Raw genomic sequence first — 22920 nt, 5'->3', positions numbered from 1 at the left:
ACGCACGCCGCGTCGGTCGTTGTTCGGCCGGCAAGCCGCAGCCGCGACAACGCGTCGCCACCCGCACCATCGATCCCGCGTCCCCTTTCAAACTACGCGTTGGACGTCACCGTCGCATCGTCTGCCGCCGCACCGCCCGCACGGCTGCCGGAATCGCGACGCCGCCCGCCCACTGCAGCGGCGACAGCGCTTCACCGAACAGCAGCGCCGCAAGCGCGACCGTCGCGACCGGTTCGAGCGTCGACAGCATCGACGTGCGTGCAGCCCCGCGCCGTTCGAGTCCGGCAAAGCATGCGCGCATCGCCGCGACCGTCGACACGAGCGCGAGCATCGCCGCCCAGCCGCCCGCCGTCGCGGGCCAGCGCGGCGGCGCGCCGGACGCGGTGGTCCGCACGACGGCGATCGCCACGAGCGTCGCGGTCGCCGACAGGCAGATGATCGCGGTGGTCGCGAGCCGATCGACGCCGCGCGTCGCCTTCGTGCCGCCGACGACGTACAGCGAATAGATCACCGCGGCGGCCAGCGCGAGCGCGATCCGCTCCCGCCCACGGCCAGCGCCGTCCGCCGACCCGGCGTACAATGCGCGACGCGGCATCACGCCGTTCGAATCACGACGTTTCCCCACCATGTTCAATCCAAGTCGCGACGAAGTGCGTCGCTTTTTCACCGAGACCTGGCGCAAGCAGCGCGCGGGCGAGATCCTGACGCCGCTGGAAGCGATGGCAGCCGACTGGATCGTCGAGCACCCCGAATACCACGACGCACTCGCCGACGCCGATGGCGCCACCGCGCGCGAGTACACGCCCGAGGAAGGCCGCACGAACCCGTTCCTGCACCTGTCGATGCATCTCGCGATCAGCGAGCAGTTGTCGATCGACCAGCCGCCCGGCATCCGTGCCGCGCACGACAAGCTCGCGGCCAAGCTCGACTCGACCCACGACGCGCAGCACGTGATCATGGAATGTCTCGGCGAGACGATCTGGGAAGCCCAGCGCACCGGCACGCCGCCCGATACCGACGCGTACCTGCAGCGCATCCTGCGCCGCGCGTCGCGCGACTGAGCGCCGCGGCTCCAGCCCACGGGCGCCGGAGCGCGGACAAAAAAATACCCCGCCTCGGCAGGGTATTTTTGCTGCGCGGGCCCGTCGGGCCTGTCGCGCTTACTTCTTGAACACCAGATCGGTTTCTTTCAGCGACTCGATGTAGGCCGCGATGTCCTTCATGTCGCTGACCGACAGGCTCTGCACCTGTGCCTGCATGATCGCGTTGTTGCGACCGAGCAGCGGATTCGTCAGGCCCATCTGGTACTGGCGCATCGCCCACACGAGGTAGTCGGCATGCTGGCCGGCGAGGCGCGGATATTCGGCGTTGATCGGCTTGTTCATCTGCGCGCCGTGGCAGGCGGCGCAGTTGTGCGATTCGACCAGTTCCTTGCCCTTCGTGATGTCCGCCGCGTGCGCGGTACCGATCGCGAGGCCGGCCGCCAGTGCAACCGCCGCCGTCTTGAATGCGTTGTTCATGAATGCTCCTGTCCCGCCGGAGAGATCGGCGGCGCGCGCTTACTTGTAGGGGTTGTCCTTCGAGTCGGCCTTCTGGGCGGCGTAGTACGCCGCCAGATCCGCGATGTCCTGGTCCGTCAGCGAACCGGCAATCGCATTCATCGACGGGAAGTGACGATCCTTCTTGCGGTAAGCCTTCAGCGCGTTCTCGAGGTATTGCTGGTTCTGGCCGCCGAGGACAGGCACCCGGTAGACCTCCGGATACGCCGCGCGGTAGTCCTGGATGCCGTGGCAACCGATGCACATGGCGACCTTGCTCGCCCCGTCCTTCGGGTTGCCGACCACACCGGCCGCCTGCGCGCTGCCCGCGAGCGCCACGAGCGCTGCGACAACGACGTGTTTGCCGACGAATTTGTTCATAGCTCTTGTAACCTAGCTTGAGGGGAAACTGGCGCCGAAGCGGCAACGGCCCGCGCCGTTTTGCTTATCGGATCGCCACGCAGGCCAAAAAAAACGGCCAGATTGTACCGCGTCGGCGGGGAACGCGTCCATAAGGCGCCCCGGTTCGCCCCGCCGCAGTCCCGCCACGATACGCGGGCACGGCCCAACCGGACAGCCCTTCTGACTTATACTGGGTTTTTTTCCCCGATTGATAAGAGCGCCGCCATGCGTTTCGAAGGGTCCTCGCACTACGTCGCCACCGACGATCTGAAGCTCGCGGTCAATGCCGCGCTGACGCTGCAACGCCCGCTGCTGATCAAGGGCGAGCCCGGCACCGGCAAGACCATGCTCGCCGAGGAAGTGGCCGCCGCGCTCGACATGCCGCTGCTGCAGTGGCACATCAAGTCGACCACGAAGGCACAGCAGGGCCTGTACGAATACGACGCCGTGTCGCGGCTGCGCGATTCGCAGCTCGGCGACGAGCGCGTGAAGGACATCTCGAACTACATCGTCAAGGGCGTGCTGTGGCAGGCGTTCGATGCCGAGCACCCGAGCGTGCTGCTGATCGACGAGATCGACAAGGCCGACATCGAATTCCCGAACGACCTGCTGCGCGAGCTCGACCGGATGGAATTCCACGTGTACGAAACACGGGAAACGGTCCGCGCGAAGCATCGCCCGCTCGTCATCATCACGTCGAACAACGAGAAAGAGCTGCCCGACGCATTCCTGCGGCGCTGCTTCTTCCACTACATCCAGTTTCCCGATCCGGCGACGATGCAGAAGATCGTCGCGGTCCATTTCCCGGACATCCGCGAGGAGCTGCTGCGCGCGGCCCTTGAGAGTTTCTTCGAATTGCGCGGCGTGTCGGGCCTGAAGAAGAAGCCGTCGACGTCCGAGCTGCTCGACTGGCTGAAGCTGCTGCTCGCCGAGAACATCCCGGCCGACCAGTTGCGCGGCGTGGACGCGAAGCAGATCGTGCCGCCGCTCGCGGGCGCGCTGCTGAAGAACGAGCAGGACCTGAGCCTGCTCGAACGGCTCGTCTACATGAACCGGCACAACCGGTAATCCTCTCCCACCCGCGAAGGCCCGGCCATGCTGCTCAATTTCTTCTACGCGCTGCGCGCAGCCAAGCTGCCCGTCTCGGTGAAGGAATACCTGACGCTGCTCGAATCGCTGAAGGCCGGGCTGATCTCGCCGTCGATCGACGCGTTCTACTTCCTCGCGCGGATGACGCTCGTCAAGGACGAGCAGTACTTCGACAAGTTCGACCAGGCGTTCGGCGCGTATTTCCACGGCGTGTCCGCCCTGCCGTCCGAAGCATTCGACATTCCGCTCGACTGGCTCGAGAAGCGCCTCGAGCGCGAGCTGTCGCCGGAGGAAAAGGCGCAGATCGAGGCGATGGGCGGGCTCGACAAGCTGATGGAGCGCTTGAAGGAACTGCTCGACGAGCAGAAGGAGCGCCACGAAGGCGGCAACAAGTGGATCGGCACCGGCGGCACGTCGCCGTTCGGGCACGGCGGCTACAACCCGGAAGGCGTACGCATCGGCGGCCCGTCGAACGGCAACCGCACCGCGGTGAAGGTGTGGGAAGCACGCGCGTATCGCGACTACGACGATTCCGTCGAGATCGGCACGCGCAACATCAAGGTCGCGCTGCGGCGGCTGCGCCGCTTCGCGCGTGAAGGCGCCGCCGAGGAGCTCGACCTGCCCGGCACGATCCGCAGCACCGCCGCGAACGCGGGCTGGCTCGACCTGCGGATGGTGCCCGAGCGCCACAACAACGTGAAAGTGCTGATGCTGCTCGACGTCGGCGGCTCGATGGACGATCACATCAAGCGCACCGAAGAGCTGTTCTCGGCCGCGAAGGCCGAATTCAAGCACCTCGAGTTCTACTACTTCCACAACTGCGTGTACGACCACCTGTGGAAGAACAACCGCCGCCGCCACTCGGAACGCACCGCGACGTGGGACGTGCTGCACAAGTTCACGCCCGACTACAAGCTGATCTTCGTCGGCGATGCAACGATGAGCCCGTACGAAGTGCTGCAGCCCGGCGGCTCGGTCGAGTACAACAACCCGGAAGCCGGCGCCGTGTGGCTGCGTCGCCTCGCCGACCAGTTCCCCCACCATGCATGGCTGAACCCGGAGCCCGAGCGGCTATGGGAATACCGGCAGTCGGTCGCGGTGATCCGCGACCTGCTCGGCCATCGCATGTATCCGCTCACGCTCGCGGGCCTCGAAACTGCGATGCGCGCACTCAGCAAGTAACCACAGCCCCCCAAGACTCAAAGGCCGCGTCCGAGCGGCTTCCCCCGGAGATAGCATGAACCCCTCGCCCACCGCGAGCGCCAGCCGCGCCGGCGGCCGCCGCTTTTTCGCCGATACTTCCGTCTCGGCGCTCGTCGCCGGCTTCGTCGCGATGATGACGGGCTACACGAGCTCGCTCGTGCTGATGTTCCAGGCCGGCCGCGCCGCCCACCTCACCGATGCGCAGATCTCGTCGTGGATCTGGGCGCTGTCGATCGGCATGGCGCTGACGACGATCGGCCTGTCGCTGCGCTTTCGCGCGCCCGTCGTCGTCGCGTGGTCGACGCCCGGCGCCGCGCTGCTGATCGCGTCGCTGCCGGGCGTGCCCTATCCCGAGGCGATCGGTGCGTTCGTCGTCTGCGCGGTGCTGCTGACGGCCGTCGGCGTGAGCGGCCTGTTCGACACGCTGATGCGCAAGATTCCGGCCGGCATCGCCGCTGCGCTGCTCGCGGGCATCCTGTTCGAGATCGGCATCGAGATCTTCCGCGCCGCGCAGTTCCAGACGGCGCTCGTGCTCGCGATGTTCTTCACGTACCTGATCGTCAAGCGGCTCGCGCCGCGCTATGCGATTCCGACGACGCTGATCGTCGGCACCGCGGTCGCCGGCGGGCTCGGCCTGCTCGACTTCAGTGGCTTTCACATCGCGTTCGCGAAACCCGTGTTCACGATGCCCGCGTTCTCGATCGCGTCGATCGTCAGCATCGGCATTCCGCTGTTCGTCGTCGCGATGGCGTCGCAGAACGTGCCGGGCATCGCGGTGCTGCGCGCGGACGGCTATCAGACCCCGTCGTCGCCGCTGATCGCGACCACCGGCCTCGCGTCGCTGCTGCTCGCGCCGTTCGGCTCGCACGGCGTCAACCTCGCGGCGATCACGGCCGCGATCTGCACGGGCCCGGAAGCGCACGAGGATCGCGCGAAGCGCTACACGGCCGCCGTGTGGTGCGGCACGTTCTACCTGATCGCGGGGATCTTCGGCGCGACGATCGCCGCGCTGTTCGCGGCGCTGCCGAAGGCGCTCGTCGTCTCGGTCGCCGCGCTCGCGCTGTTCGGCTCGATCATGAGCGGCCTCGCGAACGCGATGCAGGACGTCAAGCAGCGCGAAGCCGCGCTCGTCACGTTCATGGTCACCGCGTCGGGCCTCACGCTGCTGTCGATCGGCTCGGCATTCTGGGGGCTCGTCGCGGGGATCGTCACGCAGGTGATCCTGAACGCGCGCCGACCCGGGTGACGCGGCACGGCGCCCGCCGCTGCGGCCATCGGGCACGCCAGAACGTGCGCGACACGAATCGGGCCTAGAATAGCGGATCGGAGGCGGTGCCCGGCGCCGCCTCGCTTCGCCGCCGCGTTCGCGCGGCCCGTGAGAACCCGGCGCGTTGCGCCCTTCTTCCGAATCGCCATGACTACCGCACTCGACCAGCTGAAGCAGTACACGACCGTCGTCGCCGACACGGGCGATTTCCAGCAGCTTGCGCAATACCAGCCGCGCGACGCGACCACGAACCCGTCGCTGATCCTGAAGGCCGTCCAGAAGGATGCGTACAAGCCGATCCTCGAGAAAACCGTCCGCGATCATCGCAACGAAAGCACCGATTTCATCATCGACCGCCTGCTGATCGCATTCGGCACCGAGATCCTGAAGCTGATCCCGGGCCGCGTGTCGACCGAGGTCGACGCGCGCCTGTCGTTCGACACGCAGCGCTCGATCGACAAGGGCCGCGAGCTCATCAAGCTGTACGAAGCAGCCGGCATCGGCCGCGAGCGCATCCTGATCAAGCTCGCGTCGACGTGGGAAGGCATCCGCGCGGCCGAAGTGCTGCAGAAGGAAGGGATCAAGTGCAACATGACCCTGCTTTTCTCGCTCGTGCAGGCCGCCGCGTGCGCGGAAGCCGGCGCGCAGCTGATCTCGCCGTTCGTCGGCCGCATCTACGACTGGTACAAGAAGCAGGCCGGCGCGGAGTGGAATGAAGAGAAGGACGGTGGTGCGAACGATCCGGGCGTGCAGTCGGTACGCCGCATCTACACGTACTACAAGACGTTCGGCTACAAGACCGAAGTGATGGGCGCGAGCTTTCGCACGACCAGCCAGATCACCGAACTCGCCGGTTGCGACCTGCTGACGATCAGTCCCGATTTGCTGCAGAAGCTGCAGGACAGCAACGAGACCGTCACGCGCAAGCTGTCGCCGGAAGCGCTGCAGGACAAGCCCGCCGCGCGCGTCGCGATCGACGAGGCCGCGTTCCGCTTCCAGCTGAACGACGACGCGATGGCGACCGAAAAGCTCGCCGAAGGCATCCGCGTATTCGCCGCCGATGCGGTGAAGCTCGAGAAGCTGATCGACTCGCTGCGCTGAGCCGCGACACGCGTCAGCGGCTGTCAGCAACACTGGCAACAGCCGTCGGCACGCACGCCGCATACGGCCGCGAACGTCATGTTCGCGGCCGTTTTTATTTTTCATTCCATCGTCAAGCCCGCGCACTACAATCCACGTCACGGGTGCGTCGGCCGCCTCCCGAGGCGCCCTTTCCCAGTCAGTCTTGCACGACGCCGGACCCGCGCAGCTGTGCAGGCCGGCTCCCCGCTACAGGAGACAACGATGCAAGTCCAACCGTACCTGACGTTCTACGGTCGCGCCGACGAAGCCCTTCAGTTCTACGAAAAGGCGCTCGGTGCGAAGACGATGTTCAAGATGCACTTCAAGGACGCGCCGCCGAATCCCGACTACCCGATGAAGCCGGAGATGGCCGACAAGGTGATGCACGCGAGCTTCACGATCGGCGACTCGATGATCATGTGCTCGGACGGCGACTGCAATCAGCCCGGCGGCGGCACGCATGCCGGCTATTCGCTGTCGCTGAACCCGGCGACGGTCGAGGAAGGCCAGAGGCTGTTCAATGCGCTCGCCGACGGCGGCGAAGTGACGATGCCGTTTGGCAAGACGTTCTGGGCGCTCGGCTTCGGGATGGCGAAGGATCGTTTCGGCGTGCACTGGATGGTCAACGTCGAGGACCTGTCTCAGCGCGAAGACCTCGCGCAACGCGCGGGCCAGTAACGCACGCGTCAGCCACCCGGACCGCCGCGCAGCCGCGGCGATCCGGGCGGGACCGTTACTTGCGCAGCACCTCCGCCAGCGCCTGCTCGAGCGTGCCGTTCGAGCGGCACGCGACGCGCGCTCTTCTGCTTGCCGGCCGCATGGACCTGCGCAACCGCCGCCCACACTTCGTCGTACTTGCGATCGCCGATCACGATGCGCGATGCGGCGCCACCCTTTGACGTGCAGGACGCATCGTCGGCCGCGAAACGAGCACACGGCCACACGCGGCGTTCGCGGGCACCATGCAAAACGCCCGCGATTTGCATCGCGGGCGTCGTGTCGAAACTGCAACAGAAGCTCCGGGGAATCAGCCCTCGACGACGTCGAGATAGTCCTCCGGCCGCGTGCGATCCTCCGCATGCGCCATGCCCATCACGCGCACCAGCACGCTCACCGCCACGGCCACCACCAGGTTCACGATCAGCGACCACACGGCGGCATAGCCGGGAATCGCGAGACCGAACAGGTGGATCGTGAAGATCGATCCTGCCAGCTTCAGCGAGATCGCCATCCACGTGCCGCATACGATGCCGGCCGCCCAGCCGGCCAGCAGGCCGCGATGGTCGAGCACGCGCGTGTACAGGCCGAGCACGATCGCGGGCAGCGTCTGGATGATCCAGATCCCGCCGAGCAGCTGCAACTGGATCGCATAGGTCAGCGGCAGCCCGAGAATGAACGCGACGGCGCCGACCTTCACGATCAGCGACACGAGCTTCGCGACGTGCGTTTCCTGCTCGTGCGACATGTTGCGGTTCACGAACTCGCGGTGAATGTTGCGCGTGTACAGGTTCGCGGCCGCGATCGACATGATGGCTGCCGGCACCAGCGCGCCGATGCCGATCGCCGCGAACGCGACGCCGACGAACCACGACGGGAAATACTGGAGGAACAACGCGGGCACCGCGAAGTTCGGGCCGAACGCCTTGAAGTACGGCGCGTACTGCGGCATGTCCTTCACGCCGGAAGCGAGCGCCATGTAGCCGAGCAGCGCGAGCAGTCCGAGCACGAACGAATACGCCGGCAGCATCGCCATGTTGCGGCGGATCGAGTTGCCGGACGACGACGACAGGATCGCCGTCACCGAATGCGGATACAGGAACAGCGCAAGCGCCGAGCCGATCGCAAGCGTCGCGTACGCACTGTAGCCGTTCAGGCTCGTCGCGTCGGGCGCCTTCAGCAGCAGCTTCGCGGGCGGCACGCTCGCGAAGATGTGCCCGAAGCCGCCGAGCTTCGCCGGGATCACGATGACCGCCGCGGCGATCGTGATGTAGATCAGGACGTCCTTGACGATCGCGATCATCGCGGGCGCGCGCAGGCCCGACGTGTACGTGTACGCGGCGAGGATCGCGAACGCGATGATCAGCGGCAGGTCGCCGACGAAACCGGTCGTATCGAAGCCGAGCGCGCCGATCACCACTTCGATGCCGACGAGCTGCAGCGCGATGTACGGCATCGTCGCGAGAATGCCCGTCACCGCGATCGCGAGCGCGAGCATCCGGCTGCCGTAGCGCGCGTTGACGAAGTCGGCGGCCGTCACGTAGCCGTACCGCTTCGCGATGCTCCACAGCTTCGGGAACACGACGAACGCGAACGGATAGATCAGGATCGTGTACGGCAGCGCGAAGAAGCCCATCGCGCCGGCGCCGAATACGAGCGCGGGCACCGCGACGAACGTATAGGCCGTGTAAAGGTCGCCGCCGAGCAGGAACCACGTGACGATCGTGCCGAAGCGGCGGCCGCCGAGGCCCCATTCGTCGAGATGGGCGAGATCGCCGCGGCGCCAGTTCGCGGCCAGGAAACCGATGATCGTGACGCCGATGAACAACAGGACGAAGACGAAGGTTGCACCGAGATTCATCGCGCGCCTCCCTGCGGGCCGCTCGCCTTCCACGCGTTCTTGGTCTTGAAGTACACGAACGCGGTGATCACCGCGCTGATGAAGACCCAAAGCAGCTGGTACCAGTAGAAAAACGGAAAACCCAACCATTGCGGTTCGATCTTGCTGTACGACGGTACCCAGACCATCGCAATCAGCGGCAGCACCAGCAGCCAGAGCCAGCGCTTGGCGGCCCGGTTGGCGTCGGCATCGTGAGCCATGACGTCTCCTCTTCTATCCCGGTTATCGATCTTGTTGAGCGGGTACGGCGCCGAGAGGAGCGCAAAACGGGTAGGCTGCGGCTCCCCTGGCTTCGCGCCAGTATAGGAGCCGCCAGCACGCGGTCAAGCGGGGGCGAACCCGAGGTGATCCGCCCCTTGTCGCGAGGTTGCACCGGCATGCCGCCGGTGCATGAAGCGTCAGATCGCGAACGAGGTGTCGCGTGCGCCGGTCGTTTCTTTCAAAGCTTTCACCCACTTGCGGGCGGGCAGCTTCAGCGTGTCCTCGATCAGCTTCGCCCGTTCGTCGAGCTGCGCGAACGACACGTCGAGCGCGGGGCCCGAGAACGCGATCGCGATCCGGTTGCCGTCATGCACTTCCGGCAGCGCGATCACGCGATGATCGAACGCCGCGTTCAGGTGCTTCATGTTGCGCACGAAGCTCGGATGATCGCCGAACAGGTTGATCGTCGCGATGCCCGCGTCGGCGAGACAACCGCGCACCGCGCGGTAGAACGCGACGCTGTCGAGCACGGGGCCGCGCGCGGTCGCGTCGTACAGGTCGATCTGGATCGCGCCCGTCGTGCCGCGGTTGGCCGCATCGTTGACGAAATCCCAAGCGTCGGCTTCGTGCACGGCGAGACGTGCATCGTCGGGCGGCAGCGCGAACATCGTGCGCGCGGCGACGATCACGGCCGGGTTCAGCTCGACGGCCTCGACCTTCGCGTGCGGCAGGAAGCGATGCGAGAACTTGGTCAGCGCGCCGGTGCCGAGCCCGAGCTGGACGATCCGCCCGGGCGTTTCGAGGAACAGCAGCCACGCCATCATCTGCTGTGCGTACTCGAGCTCGATATGCAGCGGCTTCGAGATCCGCATCGCGCCCTGCACCCATTCGGTGCCGAAGTGCAGGAAGCGCACGCCGCCCTCTTCGGAGAACGTGACAGGCGCGAAGCGCGGCTTGCGCGGCGCTTCGAGCACGGGCACATCGTCGTGTTCGTCGATGTCCGGGCGGCGCTTCACGCGCGGCGGCTGGAGTTTCTCGGAGCAGTTGTAGGCGGACGGCTTGCTGCGCTTGGACGCGCGCGCCTCAGCGGACGCGCGCTTGATCAGTCGGGTCATGTGTGAATCTCGCTGGGTGAAGCTGGTTTTAGCGGACGAGAGGATAGCATTGGCGGGGATCCCGCCGCCGGACCGGCACGCCTTCGCCACGTCGGCACCATTGCCGTCGGATTCGTCACCCTTCGCACGAAGGGACCTGGAGGTAGCCGCCGGCGCGCCGTGCCTGGATCGGAATCGGCGCACAATGCGATCGGGTGTCCGCGCGGCGTCGAGGAGGTTCCATGGAGTCGGCCAACAAGAAGATCTGGTTCCCGGCGAAACGCTACGGCTGGGGATGGGGGTTGCCGGTCGCGTGGCAAGGCTGGGTCGTCCTGCTGCTCTTTGTGCTCGGGATCGTCGCGGTTGCGACGCACGTCTCGCCCGCCCGGTCACCGCTGGCGTTCGCGGCATGCATCGTGGCGCTGGTGGCTGTGCTCACGGTCGTGTGCTGGCTGAAAGGCGACAAGCCGAAGTGGCGCTGGGGCAAGGACGAATGAGCGACGATCCGCCAATGCGTCAGGCGCGAATCCCGTGCCACTGCACCAGCTTCTGCTCGAACGTCAGCATCGCGTTCGCCGGGCTCGACGAAGGCAGCACGAGCGTGTCGTACCCCGCCGCGCCGATCACCTCCGCAAACCGCCCCGCCGTCTTGCCGTTGAAGCAGACCTTCTTCAGCAGCGGCGCATGGGCTTTCAACGCATCGAAATCATTCGGCTTCGCGTGGCGGATCGCCGAATCGAGACTGCCCTCGCGATGGCACGCGGCCAGTACGTCCCAGATTCCGATCCCGTGCGACAGCACGCGCTCGAGCCGCGCGTCGTACGCGAGCTCGTGCAGCCCGTGCTCGCCGAGCACCGTGCCGAGCAGCCGCCAGAACTGGTTGCGCGGATGCGCGTAGTACTGCGCGGCATCCAGCGACGCCTCGCCAGGAAAGCTGCCGAGGATCATCGTGTGCGTATTCGCCGTGACGACCGGCGGGAAACCCCGCAACATTACGCGCCTCCGCCCGGCCCGCCCGAGCGCGGCCCGTCGCCGTGCGCATCGAGATGGCGCCACAGCGCGGGCAGCATGCACTCGGTGACCATCAACGGCTTGCCGTGACGCTGGAACACCGAGCGTCGCGCGACGAACGAATGCGGCGCTCGCGCACCGCCAAGCGCATGGGTCGCCAGCGCATACAGCGGATGGCCGGCGATCACGCGCCGGCTGACGAGCGCCGAACGCTCGACCTGCGGATCGCTGTACAGCAGCTCCGCGAGCGGCCGCGTGCGCAGCCGCCGCATGGCCTGCCACACACCCTTGCTGGCGGAAAGCGGCGCGATGCTGTGCGCGGCGACGAACGGCAAGCCGTCGACCGAGAGGATCACCTCGCGCACCCACATCGGCGCGCGCGGCGCACTGGCGACCGCGTCCGGCTCGTCGAACCATGGACAGTCGACGGCCTCGCGCGTCACGCGCACGTTCACGCGGCCGAGCCGCGCGAGGTGCGCGGTCAGCGATCCGCCGCGCGTCAGCCAGTCGCGCTGGTCGAGCGTGCAGCCAGGCCGCGGCGTCTCGCGCCAGCCGGCCTGACCGCCGTCGAATCGCAGGCGCGTCTTCACGCGGCGCGCGACAGCAGCAGCGCGTTGGTCCGCTTCACGAAGCTCGCCGGATCGTCGAGCATGCCGCCTTCGGCCAGCAGCGCCTGATCGAACAGCAGATGGCACCAGTCGCCGAAATCGGCGCTGTCGGCGTTCAACTGCTTCACGAGCGCGTGCTCCGGATTGATCTCGAGGATCGGCTGCATCGCCGGCGCGTTCTGGCCGGCCGCCTTCAGCATCCGCTGCAGGTAACCGCTCATGTCGTTGTCGTCCGCGACGAGGCACGACGGCGAATCGGTCAGGCGGAACGTGACGCGCACTTCCTTCACCTTGTCGCCGAGCGCTTCCTTCATCTTCTCGACGACGGGCTTGATCGCCTCGCCGGCCTGTTCCTGCGCCTTCTTCTCTTCGTCGTTCAGCTCGCCGAGATCGAGGTCGCCGCGCGCGACGCTCGCGAGCGGCTTGCCGTCGAATTCATGCAGGAACGACAGCATCCATTCGTCGACGCGGTCGGTCAGCAGCAGCACCTCGACGCCCTTCTTGCGGAACACTTCGAGATGCGGGCTGTTCTTCGCCGCTTGCCACGTATCGGCCGTCACGTAGTAGATCTTGCTCTGCTCCGGCTTCATGCGCGACACGTAATCGGCAAGCGACACGTCCTGCGCGTCGGTATCGCCGTGCGTGGACGCGAAGCGCAGCAGCTTCGCGATGCGCTCGCGGTTCGCGTGATCTTCGCCGAGGCCTTCCTTCAGCACCTGGCCGAATGCGCCCCAGAACGTCTTGTACTTTTCCTTGCCGGCATCCTCTTCCGCATTCGCGAGCTCTTCGAGCATCGACAGCGCGCGCTTCGTCACGCCTTCGCGGATCGCCTTCACGTCGCGGCTTTCCTGCAGGATCTCGCGCGACACGTTCAACGGCAGGTCGGCCGAATCGACGACGCCCTTCACGAAGCGCAGGTATTGCGGCAGCAGCTGCTCGGCGTCGTCCATGATGAACACGCGCTTCACGTACAGCTTCAGGCCGCCGCGATAGTCGCGGTTCCACAGGTCGAACGGCGCGTGCGACGGCACGAACAGCAGCTGCGTGTACTCGCTGCGGCCCTCGACGCGGTTATGCGTCCACGTGAGCGGATCCTGGTGGTCGTGCGCGATGTGCTGGTAGAACTGCGTGTACTGCTCGTCGGTGACGTCGCCCTTCGAACGCGTCCACAGTGCGCTAGCCTGGTTGACGGTCTCGTCCTCGTCCTTCAGGACCATCTCGCCCTTTTCCTGATCCCATTCTTCCTTCTGCATCAGGATCGGCAGCGCGATGTGGTCGGAATACTTCTGGATGATCGACTTCAGGCGATGCGACGACAGCAGTTCATCCTCGCCTTCGCGCAGGTGCAGCGTGATCGTCGTGCCGCGCTGCGCGCGCTCGATCGCGTCGATCGTGAAATCGCCCTCGCCCGCGCTTTCCCAGCGCACGGCTTCGCTCGCCGGCAGGCCCGCGCGGCGCGTCTCGACGGTGATCTTGTCGGCGACGATGAAGCCCGAGTAGAAGCCGACGCCGAACTGGCCGATCAGCGCCGCATCCTTCTGCTGGTCGCCGGACAGCTTCGTGAAGAATTCCTTGGTGCCCGAGCGCGCGATCGTGCCGAGGTTCGCGATCGCTTCGTCGCGGCTCATGCCGATGCCGTTGTCGTCGATGGTGATCGTGCGCGCGGCCTTGTCGTAGCCGATGCGGATGCGCAGGTTCGGATCGTTCTCGTACAGCGCGTTGTCCGCGAGCCCCTCGAAACGCAGCTTGTCGGCCGCGTCGGACGCGTTCGACACCAGTTCGCGCAGGAAGATTTCCTTGTTGCTGTAGAGCGAATGGATCATCAGGTGGAGGAGTTGCTTGACCTCTGCCTGAAAGCTCATCGTTTCATGTGCCATGGATGCTGTTTCCTCTTACTTGAACTTGGATGGTGTGGCGCAGGCGGCCGGCGCGCGATGCCGCGAGGCCCGCGAACGGGCGACCGCCCGGCGCCGGCGGTTCGCGCGCCTATCTGGGGGTGGCGCGTGCGATTTCAAGGGCCGGCGTGCGGCGCCGCGTCACGACGCGCGCCGCACGGCCGAGTCGATATAGCGCGCGAGAAACCCCGGCAACGCCGGATCGCCGCAGTTCGCGACGTTGAAGCGCGTCCACGTCGACGACGACTGCTGCGGCGAAAACAGGCTGCCGGGTGTCAGCAGGAACCCCGCTTCGTGCGCGGCGGCCGCGAGTGCGTCCGAATCGACACCCGTGTCGGCCCACAGGAACATCCCGGCCGCCGGCATCGTGAACAGCCCCAGCCCGGTGCGCTCCAGCATCCGCGCAGTCTTGTCGCGCACGCCGTCGAGCCGCGCGCGCAGCCGCTCGACATGGCGCCGGTAATGCCCTTCGGTCAGGATCTTGTACAGCACGCGCTCGTTGAGCTCGGGCGTCGTCATCCCGACCAGCATCTTCTGGTCGGTGATCGCCTTCGCGATCTCCGGCGCGCACGCGACGTAGCCGACCCGCAGGTTCGCCGCGAGCGTCTTCGAATAGCTGCCGAGGTAGATCACACGCTTGAGCTGGTCGAGGCTCGCGAGGCGCGTGGCCGGATAGCTCGGCGGGCACAGGTCGCCGTACACGTCGTCCTCGACGACGAGGAAGTCGTACGCCTCCGCGAGCTTCAGGATCCGGAACGCCTGCGCGGCCGACAGCGACGTGCCGGTCGGGTTCTGCAGCACCGAGTTGATCACGAGCATCTTCGGCCGCCACATCTGCACGAGCGTCTCGAGCGCGTCGAGATCGGGGCCGTCCGGCGTGTACGGCATCCCGACGAGTTGCGCGCCCTGCGCCGCGAAACGGCCGAACATCTGGAACCACGCAGGATCGCCAACGATCACCGCATCGCCGGGCTTCACATAGATCCGCGAGATCAGGTCGATCGCCTGCGTGATCCCCGACACCAGCACGATCTGTTCGGGCTTCGCGCCGATCTCCACTTCGGCGAGGCGCGTCTGCAGTTGCTGGCGCAGCGGCAGGAAGCCCTGCGCGGTGCCGAAACCGAGCATCTGCGCGCCGGACTGGCGCCCCAGCGCGCGCAGCGCGCCGGTGATCAGCTCGCCGTCGAGCCAGCGGCCCGGCAAATAGCCGAGACCCGGCCCTTTTTCCGGGCTGACGGTGTGCAGCATGTTGCGCAGCAGCCAGACGACGTCGATCGTGTTGTGCACCGGCGCGGCCTCGGCCACGCGTGCGACGCTGTCAGCCAGTTGCGGGCCGGCGGCCGTGCGCTCGCGCACGTAGAAACCCGAGCCGCGCCGCGAGTCGAGGTAGCCCTGCGCGACGAGGCGCTCGTACGCCTCGACGACGGTGAAGCGCGACACGCTTTTGTCGAGCGCGAGCTTGCGGATCGACGGCATCCGCATGCCGGGCCGGAACACGCGTTCGTCGATGCGCCGCCGCGCCCACTGGACAAGCTGGTCGACGAGCGTGAGCGTGGCCGTGTCGTGCGGCACGGGAATCTGGGCGAGTGGGACGGTGGACATGGGCGGCAGCTCCAACTGTACCGAAGGCTATCGCACCGATTGTACCGTTACTGTGCCGGTAGCGACGATTACAGTTGACCGGAATGGCGACGGTGCGGCCACCGTTTCGGCCCCGCCGCACCTGGCACCGCGCCCACCGGCCTGCATTGCGGCCGGTACGCCGGCCGGTCCGGCCACCGCCCCGCCTGCCTACCATGACACTTTCGCTTCCCGACCGACGTTCATGCCAGCCCGCTCCCTGACACTCGACCATCTCGTGATCGCCGCGCGCACGCTCGACGAAGGCGTACGCCATGTCGCCGACGCGCTCGGCATCGAACCGGCCGGCGGCGGCCGCCACCAGTTGATGCGGACCCACAATGCGCTGTTCGGCGCGTGGGGCGGGCTCTACCTCGAAGTGATCGCGATCGATCCCGATGCGCCGGCGCCGAACGACGGCGCGGCGCCGCCGCGCGCGCGGCTGTTCGGGCTCGACGACCCGGCCATGCACGCGCGGCTCGCGCAGGGCCCGTTTCTCGCGCACTGGGTCGCGCGCGTCGACCGTCCGCGCCAGCTCGGGCTGTGGCAGCGCCAGTATCCGGCGCGCATCCCGCCGGTCGTCGCGATGCGGCGCGGCGACCTGAGCTGGGGCCTCACGGTGCCCGACGACGGCACGTTCCCCGCGTGGCAAGGCGCAGGCGACGGCCTCCTGCCGTCGCTGATCCAGTGGGACAGCGCGCGCCACCCGGCCGAATCGCTGCCGGGAGACGGCGTCGCGCTGACGGCGCTCAAGGGCACCCACCCGCATGCGGACGCGATCCGCGAGCAGCTCGACTGGCTCTGCGCCGCCCACCTGCTCGACCTCGAAGCCGCCGACGGCCCGCCCGCGCTGGTCGCCGAATTCGACACGCCGCAAGGCGCGCGCACGCTGCGCTGAGCGCCCCGCCGCCCCTTCGACTACACCGACACTGCAACACGGAGACACCCACGACATGAATTCGCGCGAAACCCGGGGCATGCTGCTCGGCCTCATCGGCGTGATGATCTTCAGCCTGACGCTGCCGATGACGCGCATCGTCGTCTCCGAACTCCATCCGCTGCTCAACGGGCTCGGCCGCGCGCTCGCCGCCGCGGTGCCGGCCGGCCTGCTTCTGTGGTGGCGCCGCGAGCCGCTGCCGACCCGCGCGCAGCTGAAAAGCCTCGCGATCACGTCGGCGGGCGTGATCATCGCGTACCCGGTGTTCTCCGCCTGGGCGATGAAAACGGTTCCGGCCTCGCACGGCGCGGTGGTCAACGGCCTGCAGCCGCTGTTCGTCGCGCTGTACGCGGCCTGGCTGTCGCACGAGCGGCCGTCGAAGGCGTTCTGGGTCAGCGCGGTGGCCGGCAGCGCGCTCGTGATCGCGTTCGCGCTGCGCGACGGCGGCGGCACCGTGCAGGCCGGCGACGCGCTGATGCTCGTCGCGGTCGGCATCGGCGCGCTCGGCTATGCGGAAGGCGCGCGCCTCGCGCGCCAGATCGGCGGCTGGCAGGTGATCTGCTGGGCGCTCGTCGTGTCCGCGCCGTTCCTCGTGCTGCCGGTCGGCTGGCTCGCGTGGATGCAGCATGCCGCGCATCCGGGCCCGCTCGCGCTGCGCACGTGGCTCGCATTCGGCTACGTGACCCTCTTTTCGCAATTCATCGGCTTTTTCGCGTGGTATGCGGGGCTCGCGATGGGCGGCATCGCGCGCGTCGGCCAGGTGCAACTACTGCAGATTTTCTTCACGATCGCCTTTTCCGCGCTGCTGTTCGGCGAAACGGTGACGCCGTCGACGTGGCTGTTCGCCGCCGCGGTGATCGCCACCGTGGTGCTCGGGCGCCGCTCGGCGGTCGCCGCCGCGCCGCAACCGGCTCGCGCCGGCTGAACAGCTGCGCCATAATGGACGTTTTGCCTGATCGGTTTGCCCACCCGGCCGCGAAGGCTCGATCGCGCTCGTGCCTGCCCACCCGGCGGCGTCGAAGCGATTTGCCCGAACGACCTTTCTTGACTGACCACGATATCCGAACGAGGAGACTATGAATCCGAGCGACCTGCATCCGCCGCACTGGCAGCTTTCCGAACGCGCACGCAAGCTGACGAGCTCTGCCATCCGCGAAATCCTGAAGGTCACGGAACGCCCCGAGGTCATCTCGTTCGCCGGCGGCCTGCCCGCCCCTGCCACGTTCCCGGCCGAGCGCATGCGCGCGGCCGCCGATCGCGTGCTGCGCGACGCGCCGGCCGCCGCGCTCCAGTACAGCGCGACTGAAGGCTACCTGCCGCTGCGCGAATGGATCGCCGAGCGCTACAGCGTGCGGGTGTCGCAGGTGCTGATCACGACCGGCTCGCAGCAGGCGCTCGACCTGCTCGGCAAGGCGCTCGTCGATCCGGGCAGCCCGATCCTCGTCGAAACCCCGACCTACCTCGGCGCGCTGCAGTCGTTCTCGCTGTACGAGCCGCGCTACGTGCAGGTGCCGACCGACGAACAGGGCCTGCTGCCGGACGGCCTCACGCCCGAACTCACGCAAGGCGCGCGCCTGCTGTACGCGCAGCCGAACTTCCAGAACCCGACCGGCCGCCGCCTGCCCGTCGAGCGCCGCCGCGCGCTTGCCGCGTTCGCGCAGTCGAGCCCGTTCCCGGTGCTGGAAGACGATCCGTACGGCGCGCTGAACTACCGCGGCGAGCCGCTGCCGACGATGCTGTCGATGGCGCCCGACCACATCGTGCACCTCGGTACGTTCTCGAAGGTGCTCGCGCCGGGCCTGCGGATCGGCTACATCATTGCGCCCGAGGAACTCCACTTCAAGCTCGTGCAGGCCAAGCAGGCCACCGACCTGCACACGCCGACGCTCACGCAGCGCATCGCGCACGAAGTGATCAAGGACGGTTTCCTCGACGAGCACATCCCGACGATCCGCGAGCTGTACAGCGCGCAGTGCGACGCGATGCTCGGCGCGCTCGAGCGCCACATGCCGGAAGGCGTCACGTGGAACCGCCCGGAAGGCGGGATGTTCATCTGGGTGAACCTGCCCGGGCAGATCGACAGCATGAAGCTGCTCGCCACGGCCGTCGACAACCACGTTGCGTTCGTGCCGGGCGCGCCGTTCTTCGCAGACAACGCGCAGCAGAACACGCTGCGCCTGTCGTTCGTGACGGTGCCGCCCGAGAAGATCGAGGAAGGCGTCGCGCGCCTCGGCAAGCTGCTGCGAGAGCGCCTCTGATCCCCTTTTTCCTGTCACGACCCTTTACGAGGAATCGAACACATGGCTAACGTCTACGACAAGCTGAAGTCGCTCGGCATCGAGCTCCCGACCGCCGGCGCACCGGCCGCCGCCTACGTGATGAGCGCACAAAGCGGCAACACGGTCTACCTGTCGGGCCACATCGCGAAGAAGGACGGCAAGGTCTGGGCCGGCAAGCTCGGCGCGGATCTGCAGACGGAAGACGGCAAGGCCGCCGCCCGCTCGATCGCGATCGACCTGCTCGCGACGCTGCACGCCCACACCGGCGACCTGAACAAGGTCACGCGCATCGTCAAGCTGATGAGCCTCGTCAACTCGACGCTCGACTTCACCGAACAGCACGTCGTGACGAACGGCGCGTCGGAACTGATCGCGGAAGTGTTCGGCGACGCAGGCAAGCACGCGCGCTCGGCATTCGGCGTGGCGCAGATCCCGCTCGGCGCGTGCGTCGAAATCGAGCTGATCGCCGAAGTCGCGTAACGGGCGCGCCGCGATGCCCACTCAGCTCGTGCGCTTCAAGCAGGTCGACGTGTTCACGTCGGTGCCGTTCAAGGGCAACGCGCTCGCCGTGGTGTTCGACGCCGATTCGCTCGGCGACGCCGACATGCTCGCGATCGCCCGCTGGACGAACCTGTCGGAAACGACGTTCGTCTGCACGCCGACCGATCCGGAAGCCGACTACCGCGTCCGGATCTTCACGACGGAGGGCGAGCTGCCGTTCGCCGGCCACCCGACGCTGGGCACCGCGCACGCGTTCCTGGAAAGCGGCGCACAGCCGCGCACGCCGGGCCGGCTGATCCAGCAGTGCGGGGTCGGCCGGGTCGCGCTGCGCGAGCAGGCCGACAGTTGGGCGTTCGCCGCGCCGCCGGCCCGCGTCACGCCGCTCGACCGGTCGGACTACGCGGCGCTGGCTGCCGCGTTGCGCAGCGACGCGCTCGATCTGGATGCCGAGCCTTGCGCGGTCGACAACGGCGCACCGTGGCTGGTCGTGCGGCTGAAGTCGGCAGACGCCTGCATCGGCCTGACGCCCGATCCGGCCGCGCTGGCGGCGCTCACGCACCGCTACGGCACGGACGGCGTCGCGCTCTACGCGCCGCACGCCGAAGGCGGCCCCGCGACGTTCGAAATCCGCTGCCTGATGACGGGCGGCAACTTCGGCTTCGGCGAGGATCCCGTCACCGGCAGCGCAAACGCCGCGCTCGCCGGGCTGCTGACGCGGCAGGAACGCCGCCCCGGCCAGTCGTATACGGCCCGCCAGGGTACGGCGATCGGCCGCGACGGCCGCATTTTCGTCAGCTACGACGAAGACGGCACCACGTGGGTCGGCGGCCATGTCGTCACGGTCGTCGACGGCACCTTCCTGTCACCCGTCTGACATTTCGCGATGTGCGACGGCGCCGGCGCCGTCCGGCGCCGCCTACGATTCGCCCGGCTATCGCAAAAACGTTCCAGCCAGTAATATCGGGCCTAATCCGTTGTTTCGGAGGTCTGTCCATGGTTGCGTGTCCCGCGAACGAACAGACGTCGGGACAACCCGAACCATAGCCAGCCATCCGGACGGATGGCGCACGCGAGCAGGACGCCACCCTCTTCGATGAGCTCCGCCCGGTCCAACCACACGCCGCCGACCCGGCCGCTACGCGCGCCGCGCAGATCGCGCCGGCGTGCGCTATTTGCGATCCCGCTGCTGGGGATGCTGGCGCTTGCGCTGCTGTGGGCCGTGATCATCGCGCGTCTGTCGGTGGAAAAGGACAGCGCGTACAAGGAAGCAGCGGCTTCCGCGGCGATCCTGTCCTCCGCGCTTGAGCAGCATACGGTCAAGGCGATCCACCAGGTCGACCAGATCACCCGCTTCGTCAAGTTCGAATTCGAGAAGTCGCCCGCGCACTTCAACCTCGCCAGCGCCGTCGAGAAAGGCGTCGTGCCGAGCGACACGCTGATCCAGGTGTCGCTCGTCAACGCGAAGGGCATCCTGTTCGCCAACACGGCCGAACTTCACCCGCAGCCGATCAACCTGTCCGACCGCGAGCACTTCAAGGTCCACCTCGCGCACAACGACGACCGCCTGTTCATCAGCAAGCCCGTGCTCGGCCGCGTGTCGAGCCACTGGACGCTGCAGATGACGCGGCGCCTGAACAACCCGGACGGCAGCTTCGCGGGCATCGTCGTCGTGTCGGAAGACCCGAGCTACTTCACGAACGACTTCTACAACAACGCGGCGATCGGCAAGGAAGGCGTGATCGCGGTCGTGTCCGATACGGGCGCCGTGCTCGCGCGGCGCACGGGCTCGCTCAGCAACGCGCCCGGCGCGTTTTCGGCGTCGGGCGTCTACCCGATCGCCGAGCGCGTGACGGGCACGATCATCGACCCGATCGACGGCGTGACGCGCATCGTGTCGTACCGCCACCTCGACGGCTACCCGCTCGCGGTGATGGTCGGGCTGTCGCAAACCGAGGAATTCGCGGACTACTACCACACGCGCAACGTCTACCTGCTGATGACGAGCTTCATCACGCTCGCGATGCTCGCGTTCTTCGGCGTCGCAACGGGCCTGATCGGCAAGCTGCTCGGCCGTGAGCGCGAAATGACGCAGCTCGCCGAATACGACCTGCTCACCGGCCTCGCGAACCGCTACGCGACGCTGCGCGGGTTGCGCAACGACGTGTCGATGCCGACGAGCCTGTCGCGGCTCGGGCTGCTGTTCATCGATCTCGACAACTTCAAGACCGTCAACGACACGCTCGGCCACAACGCCGGCGACATCGTGCTGCAGATGACCGCGTCGCGCCTGTCCGATGCGGTCGGCGACGAAGGCTCGCTCGCGCGCATCGGCGGCGACGAATTTGTCGTGGTGATGAAGGGCGACGACGTCGAGCGGCGCGCGGTGCGGCTCGCGGAAGCGATCATCCGGATGTTCGGCGACCCGTTCGACGTGCGCGGCAGCTCGTTCGTGCTGCATGCGAGCATCGGCATCGCGCTGCACTCCGTCGCGAACGAAAGCGAGATCGACCTGCTGAAGAAGGCCGACCTGGCGATGTACAGCGCGAAGGACGCCGGCAAGAACTGTTACCAGTTCTATGCGCCGCACCTGTCGCACCGCGCCGACCACCTGATGCGCTGGGAACAGCAACTGCGCGTCGCGCTCGCCGAGGGGCAGCTGTTCCTCGCGTACCAGCCGAAGATCGACCTCACGCACCGCCACATCACCGGCTTCGAGGCGCTCGCGCGCTGGGATCACCCCGAGCACGGGATCATCTCCGCGAACGAATTCATTTCGATTGCCGAATCGACCGGCCTGATCGTGCCGATCGGCGACTTCGTGATCCGCACCGCATGCGAGCAGATCGCGCGCTGGCGCGACGAGGGCCACGACACGCTGACGCTCGCGGTCAACATCTCGCCCGTGCAGTTCTGGCGCGGCGACCTGATCGAGACGATCTCGCGCACGCTGCAGGAAACCGGCATCGACGCGAACCGGCTCGAAATCGAGATCACCGAAACCGCGATGATGGAATATCCGGAGCTCGTGTCCGAGAAGATCGTCGCACTGAAGAAGCTCGGTATCCGGATCGCACTCGACGATTTCGGCACCGGCTATTCGTCGCTGTCGTACCTGCACCGCTTCTCCGTCGACACGCTGAAGGTCGACCGCTCGTTCGTGCAGGCCATCCCGAACGATCGCAGCGTGTGCGTGATGGTGTCGTCGATCGTGCATCTCGCGCGCTCGCTTGGCCTGACCGTCGTCGTCGAAGGCACGGAAACCGAGGAGCAGATCACGTGGCTGGCCGCGCTCGGCGAGATCGAGGCGCAAGGCTTCCTGTTCTCGCGACCGGTGCCGGCCGACGCGATTCCTGCGCTGATCGCACGCTTCGGCGTGCGCGGCGACTCGCCCAACGTGATCGCGCACCGCGCGACCGGCAGCACGGGCGCGTAAGCGCCCCGCGGCCGTGGCGCGCCGTCATTGTTTCGTTTTCCGATCCGATTGTCTGGTTCATGAACTAGCGTTTTCGCGCATGGCAGTGTCACGGTGCACGGCG

General features: G+C 67.2%; 22 protein-coding genes and 1 pseudogene. 13 read left to right on the top strand and 10 right to left on the bottom strand.

Annotated elements, in window-relative coordinates; genetic code table 11:
• Positions 1–139: 139 nt before the first annotated feature.
• Positions 140–574, bottom strand: a pseudogene (locus LGN17_RS23415) (EamA family transporter); the annotation flags it as partial.
• Positions 575–626: 52 nt separating this feature from the next.
• On the opposite strand from LGN17_RS23415, the gene LGN17_RS23410 reads away from it, so the two are divergent.
• A complete protein-coding gene (locus tag LGN17_RS23410; RefSeq protein WP_226198807.1) occupies positions 627–1061 on the top strand; it encodes a DUF1841 family protein in 435 nt (144 codons plus the stop codon).
• Positions 1062–1160: 99 nt separating this feature from the next.
• On the opposite strand, the gene LGN17_RS23405 is transcribed toward LGN17_RS23410, so the two are convergent.
• Both LGN17_RS23405 and LGN17_RS23400 read right to left on the bottom strand, forming a co-directional pair.
• Positions 1161–1520, bottom strand: coding sequence for a c-type cytochrome (locus LGN17_RS23405; protein ID WP_027786804.1), 360 nt, complete (start codon positions 1518–1520; stop codon positions 1161–1163).
• 39 nt (positions 1521–1559) lie between these two features.
• Positions 1560–1919, bottom strand: a complete 360-nt coding sequence (locus LGN17_RS23400; protein ID WP_175951078.1) for a c-type cytochrome — start codon at positions 1917–1919, stop codon at positions 1560–1562.
• A gap of 246 nt (positions 1920–2165) precedes the next feature.
• On the opposite strand from LGN17_RS23400, the gene LGN17_RS23395 reads away from it, so the two are divergent.
• The 5 genes from LGN17_RS23395 to LGN17_RS23375 all read left to right on the top strand — a co-directional run bounded on the left by LGN17_RS23395 (position 2166) and on the right by LGN17_RS23375 (position 7299).
• Entirely contained in the window at positions 2166–3008 is an 843-nt protein-coding gene (locus tag LGN17_RS23395) for an AAA family ATPase (RefSeq protein ID WP_011352794.1), read from the top strand.
• 27 nt (positions 3009–3035) lie between these two features.
• On the top strand, positions 3036–4211 hold the full coding sequence (locus LGN17_RS23390) for a vWA domain-containing protein (protein WP_069257258.1): 1176 nt from the start codon (positions 3036–3038) through the stop codon (positions 4209–4211).
• 55 nt (positions 4212–4266) lie between these two features.
• Positions 4267–5478, top strand: coding sequence for a benzoate/H(+) symporter BenE family transporter (locus tag LGN17_RS23385; protein ID WP_226198806.1), 1212 nt, complete (start codon positions 4267–4269; stop codon positions 5476–5478).
• A 168-nt stretch (positions 5479–5646) separates the two neighbouring features.
• On the top strand, positions 5647–6600 hold the full coding sequence (gene tal, locus LGN17_RS23380) for a transaldolase (RefSeq protein WP_175951075.1): 954 nt from the start codon (positions 5647–5649) through the stop codon (positions 6598–6600).
• A 243-nt stretch (positions 6601–6843) separates the two neighbouring features.
• Positions 6844–7299 carry a VOC family protein gene (locus LGN17_RS23375; RefSeq protein WP_226198805.1) on the top strand — a complete coding sequence of 152 codons (456 nt, stop codon included), beginning with the start codon at positions 6844–6846 and terminating at the stop codon, positions 7297–7299.
• A 349-nt stretch (positions 7300–7648) separates the two neighbouring features.
• Here LGN17_RS23375 and mctP read toward each other — a convergent pair whose 3' ends face one another.
• The 3 genes from mctP to LGN17_RS23360 all read right to left on the bottom strand — a co-directional run bounded on the left by mctP (position 7649) and on the right by LGN17_RS23360 (position 10554).
• The gene (gene mctP, locus LGN17_RS23370) at positions 7649–9199 is read right to left on the bottom strand and encodes a monocarboxylate uptake permease MctP (RefSeq protein ID WP_226198804.1); all 1551 of its coding nucleotides are present in this window, start codon (positions 9197–9199) and stop codon (positions 7649–7651) included.
• Entirely contained in the window at positions 9196–9438 is a 243-nt protein-coding gene (locus tag LGN17_RS23365; RefSeq protein WP_011352801.1) for a DUF3311 domain-containing protein, read from the bottom strand. The genes mctP and LGN17_RS23365 overlap by 4 nt, the downstream gene beginning before the upstream one ends.
• Before the next feature lie 198 nt (positions 9439–9636).
• The gene (locus tag LGN17_RS23360; protein WP_226198803.1) at positions 9637–10554 is read right to left on the bottom strand and encodes a spermidine synthase; all 918 of its coding nucleotides are present in this window, start codon (positions 10552–10554) and stop codon (positions 9637–9639) included.
• Between the two features lie 221 nt (positions 10555–10775).
• On the opposite strand from LGN17_RS23360, the gene LGN17_RS23355 reads away from it, so the two are divergent.
• Entirely contained in the window at positions 10776–11030 is a 255-nt protein-coding gene (locus LGN17_RS23355; protein ID WP_226198802.1) for a hypothetical protein, read from the top strand.
• Between the two features lie 19 nt (positions 11031–11049).
• Here LGN17_RS23355 and LGN17_RS23350 read toward each other — a convergent pair whose 3' ends face one another.
• The 4 genes from LGN17_RS23350 to LGN17_RS23335 all read right to left on the bottom strand — a co-directional run bounded on the left by LGN17_RS23350 (position 11050) and on the right by LGN17_RS23335 (position 15649).
• The gene (locus tag LGN17_RS23350; protein WP_226198801.1) at positions 11050–11526 is read right to left on the bottom strand and encodes a DNA-deoxyinosine glycosylase; all 477 of its coding nucleotides are present in this window, start codon (positions 11524–11526) and stop codon (positions 11050–11052) included.
• Positions 11526–12122 (bottom strand): chorismate--pyruvate lyase family protein, encoded by a 597-nt coding sequence (locus tag LGN17_RS23345; protein ID WP_226198869.1) that lies wholly within the window; start codon positions 12120–12122, stop codon positions 11526–11528. Before LGN17_RS23345 ends, LGN17_RS23350 begins: the two co-directional genes overlap by 1 nt.
• A gap of 8 nt (positions 12123–12130) precedes the next feature.
• On the bottom strand, positions 12131–14029 hold the full coding sequence (gene htpG / locus LGN17_RS23340; RefSeq protein WP_226198800.1) for a molecular chaperone HtpG: 1899 nt from the start codon (positions 14027–14029) through the stop codon (positions 12131–12133).
• 159 nt (positions 14030–14188) lie between these two features.
• Positions 14189–15649 carry a PLP-dependent aminotransferase family protein gene (locus LGN17_RS23335; RefSeq protein ID WP_175951066.1) on the bottom strand — a complete coding sequence of 487 codons (1461 nt, stop codon included), beginning with the start codon at positions 15647–15649 and terminating at the stop codon, positions 14189–14191.
• A 223-nt stretch (positions 15650–15872) separates the two neighbouring features.
• Between LGN17_RS23335 and LGN17_RS23330 the strand changes: the two genes are divergently transcribed.
• From LGN17_RS23330 to LGN17_RS23305, 6 genes are all read left to right on the top strand, one after another.
• Positions 15873–16565 (top strand): VOC family protein, encoded by a 693-nt coding sequence (locus tag LGN17_RS23330; RefSeq protein WP_226198799.1) that lies wholly within the window; start codon positions 15873–15875, stop codon positions 16563–16565.
• A 55-nt stretch (positions 16566–16620) separates the two neighbouring features.
• Positions 16621–17529 (top strand): DMT family transporter, encoded by a 909-nt coding sequence (locus LGN17_RS23325; protein ID WP_175951064.1) that lies wholly within the window; start codon positions 16621–16623, stop codon positions 17527–17529.
• A gap of 151 nt (positions 17530–17680) precedes the next feature.
• Entirely contained in the window at positions 17681–18862 is a 1182-nt protein-coding gene (locus LGN17_RS23320) for a PLP-dependent aminotransferase family protein (RefSeq protein ID WP_175951063.1), read from the top strand.
• 42 nt (positions 18863–18904) lie between these two features.
• Positions 18905–19363, top strand: a complete 459-nt coding sequence (locus LGN17_RS23315) for a RidA family protein (protein ID WP_006478174.1) — start codon at positions 18905–18907, stop codon at positions 19361–19363.
• Between the two features lie 13 nt (positions 19364–19376).
• Positions 19377–20258 carry a PhzF family phenazine biosynthesis protein gene (locus tag LGN17_RS23310; RefSeq protein WP_226198798.1) on the top strand — a complete coding sequence of 294 codons (882 nt, stop codon included), beginning with the start codon at positions 19377–19379 and terminating at the stop codon, positions 20256–20258.
• 219 nt (positions 20259–20477) lie between these two features.
• The gene (locus tag LGN17_RS23305; protein ID WP_226198797.1) at positions 20478–22817 is read left to right on the top strand and encodes an EAL domain-containing protein; all 2340 of its coding nucleotides are present in this window, start codon (positions 20478–20480) and stop codon (positions 22815–22817) included.
• Positions 22818–22920: the final 103 nt, after the last annotated feature.

The sequence above is a fragment of the Burkholderia sp. AU30280 genome (assembly GCF_020420125.1).
Taxonomy (GTDB): domain Bacteria; phylum Pseudomonadota; class Gammaproteobacteria; order Burkholderiales; family Burkholderiaceae; genus Burkholderia.
The sequence above is the reverse complement of the archived record's forward strand: the minus strand, read 5'-3'. Positions and strand labels throughout refer to the sequence as shown.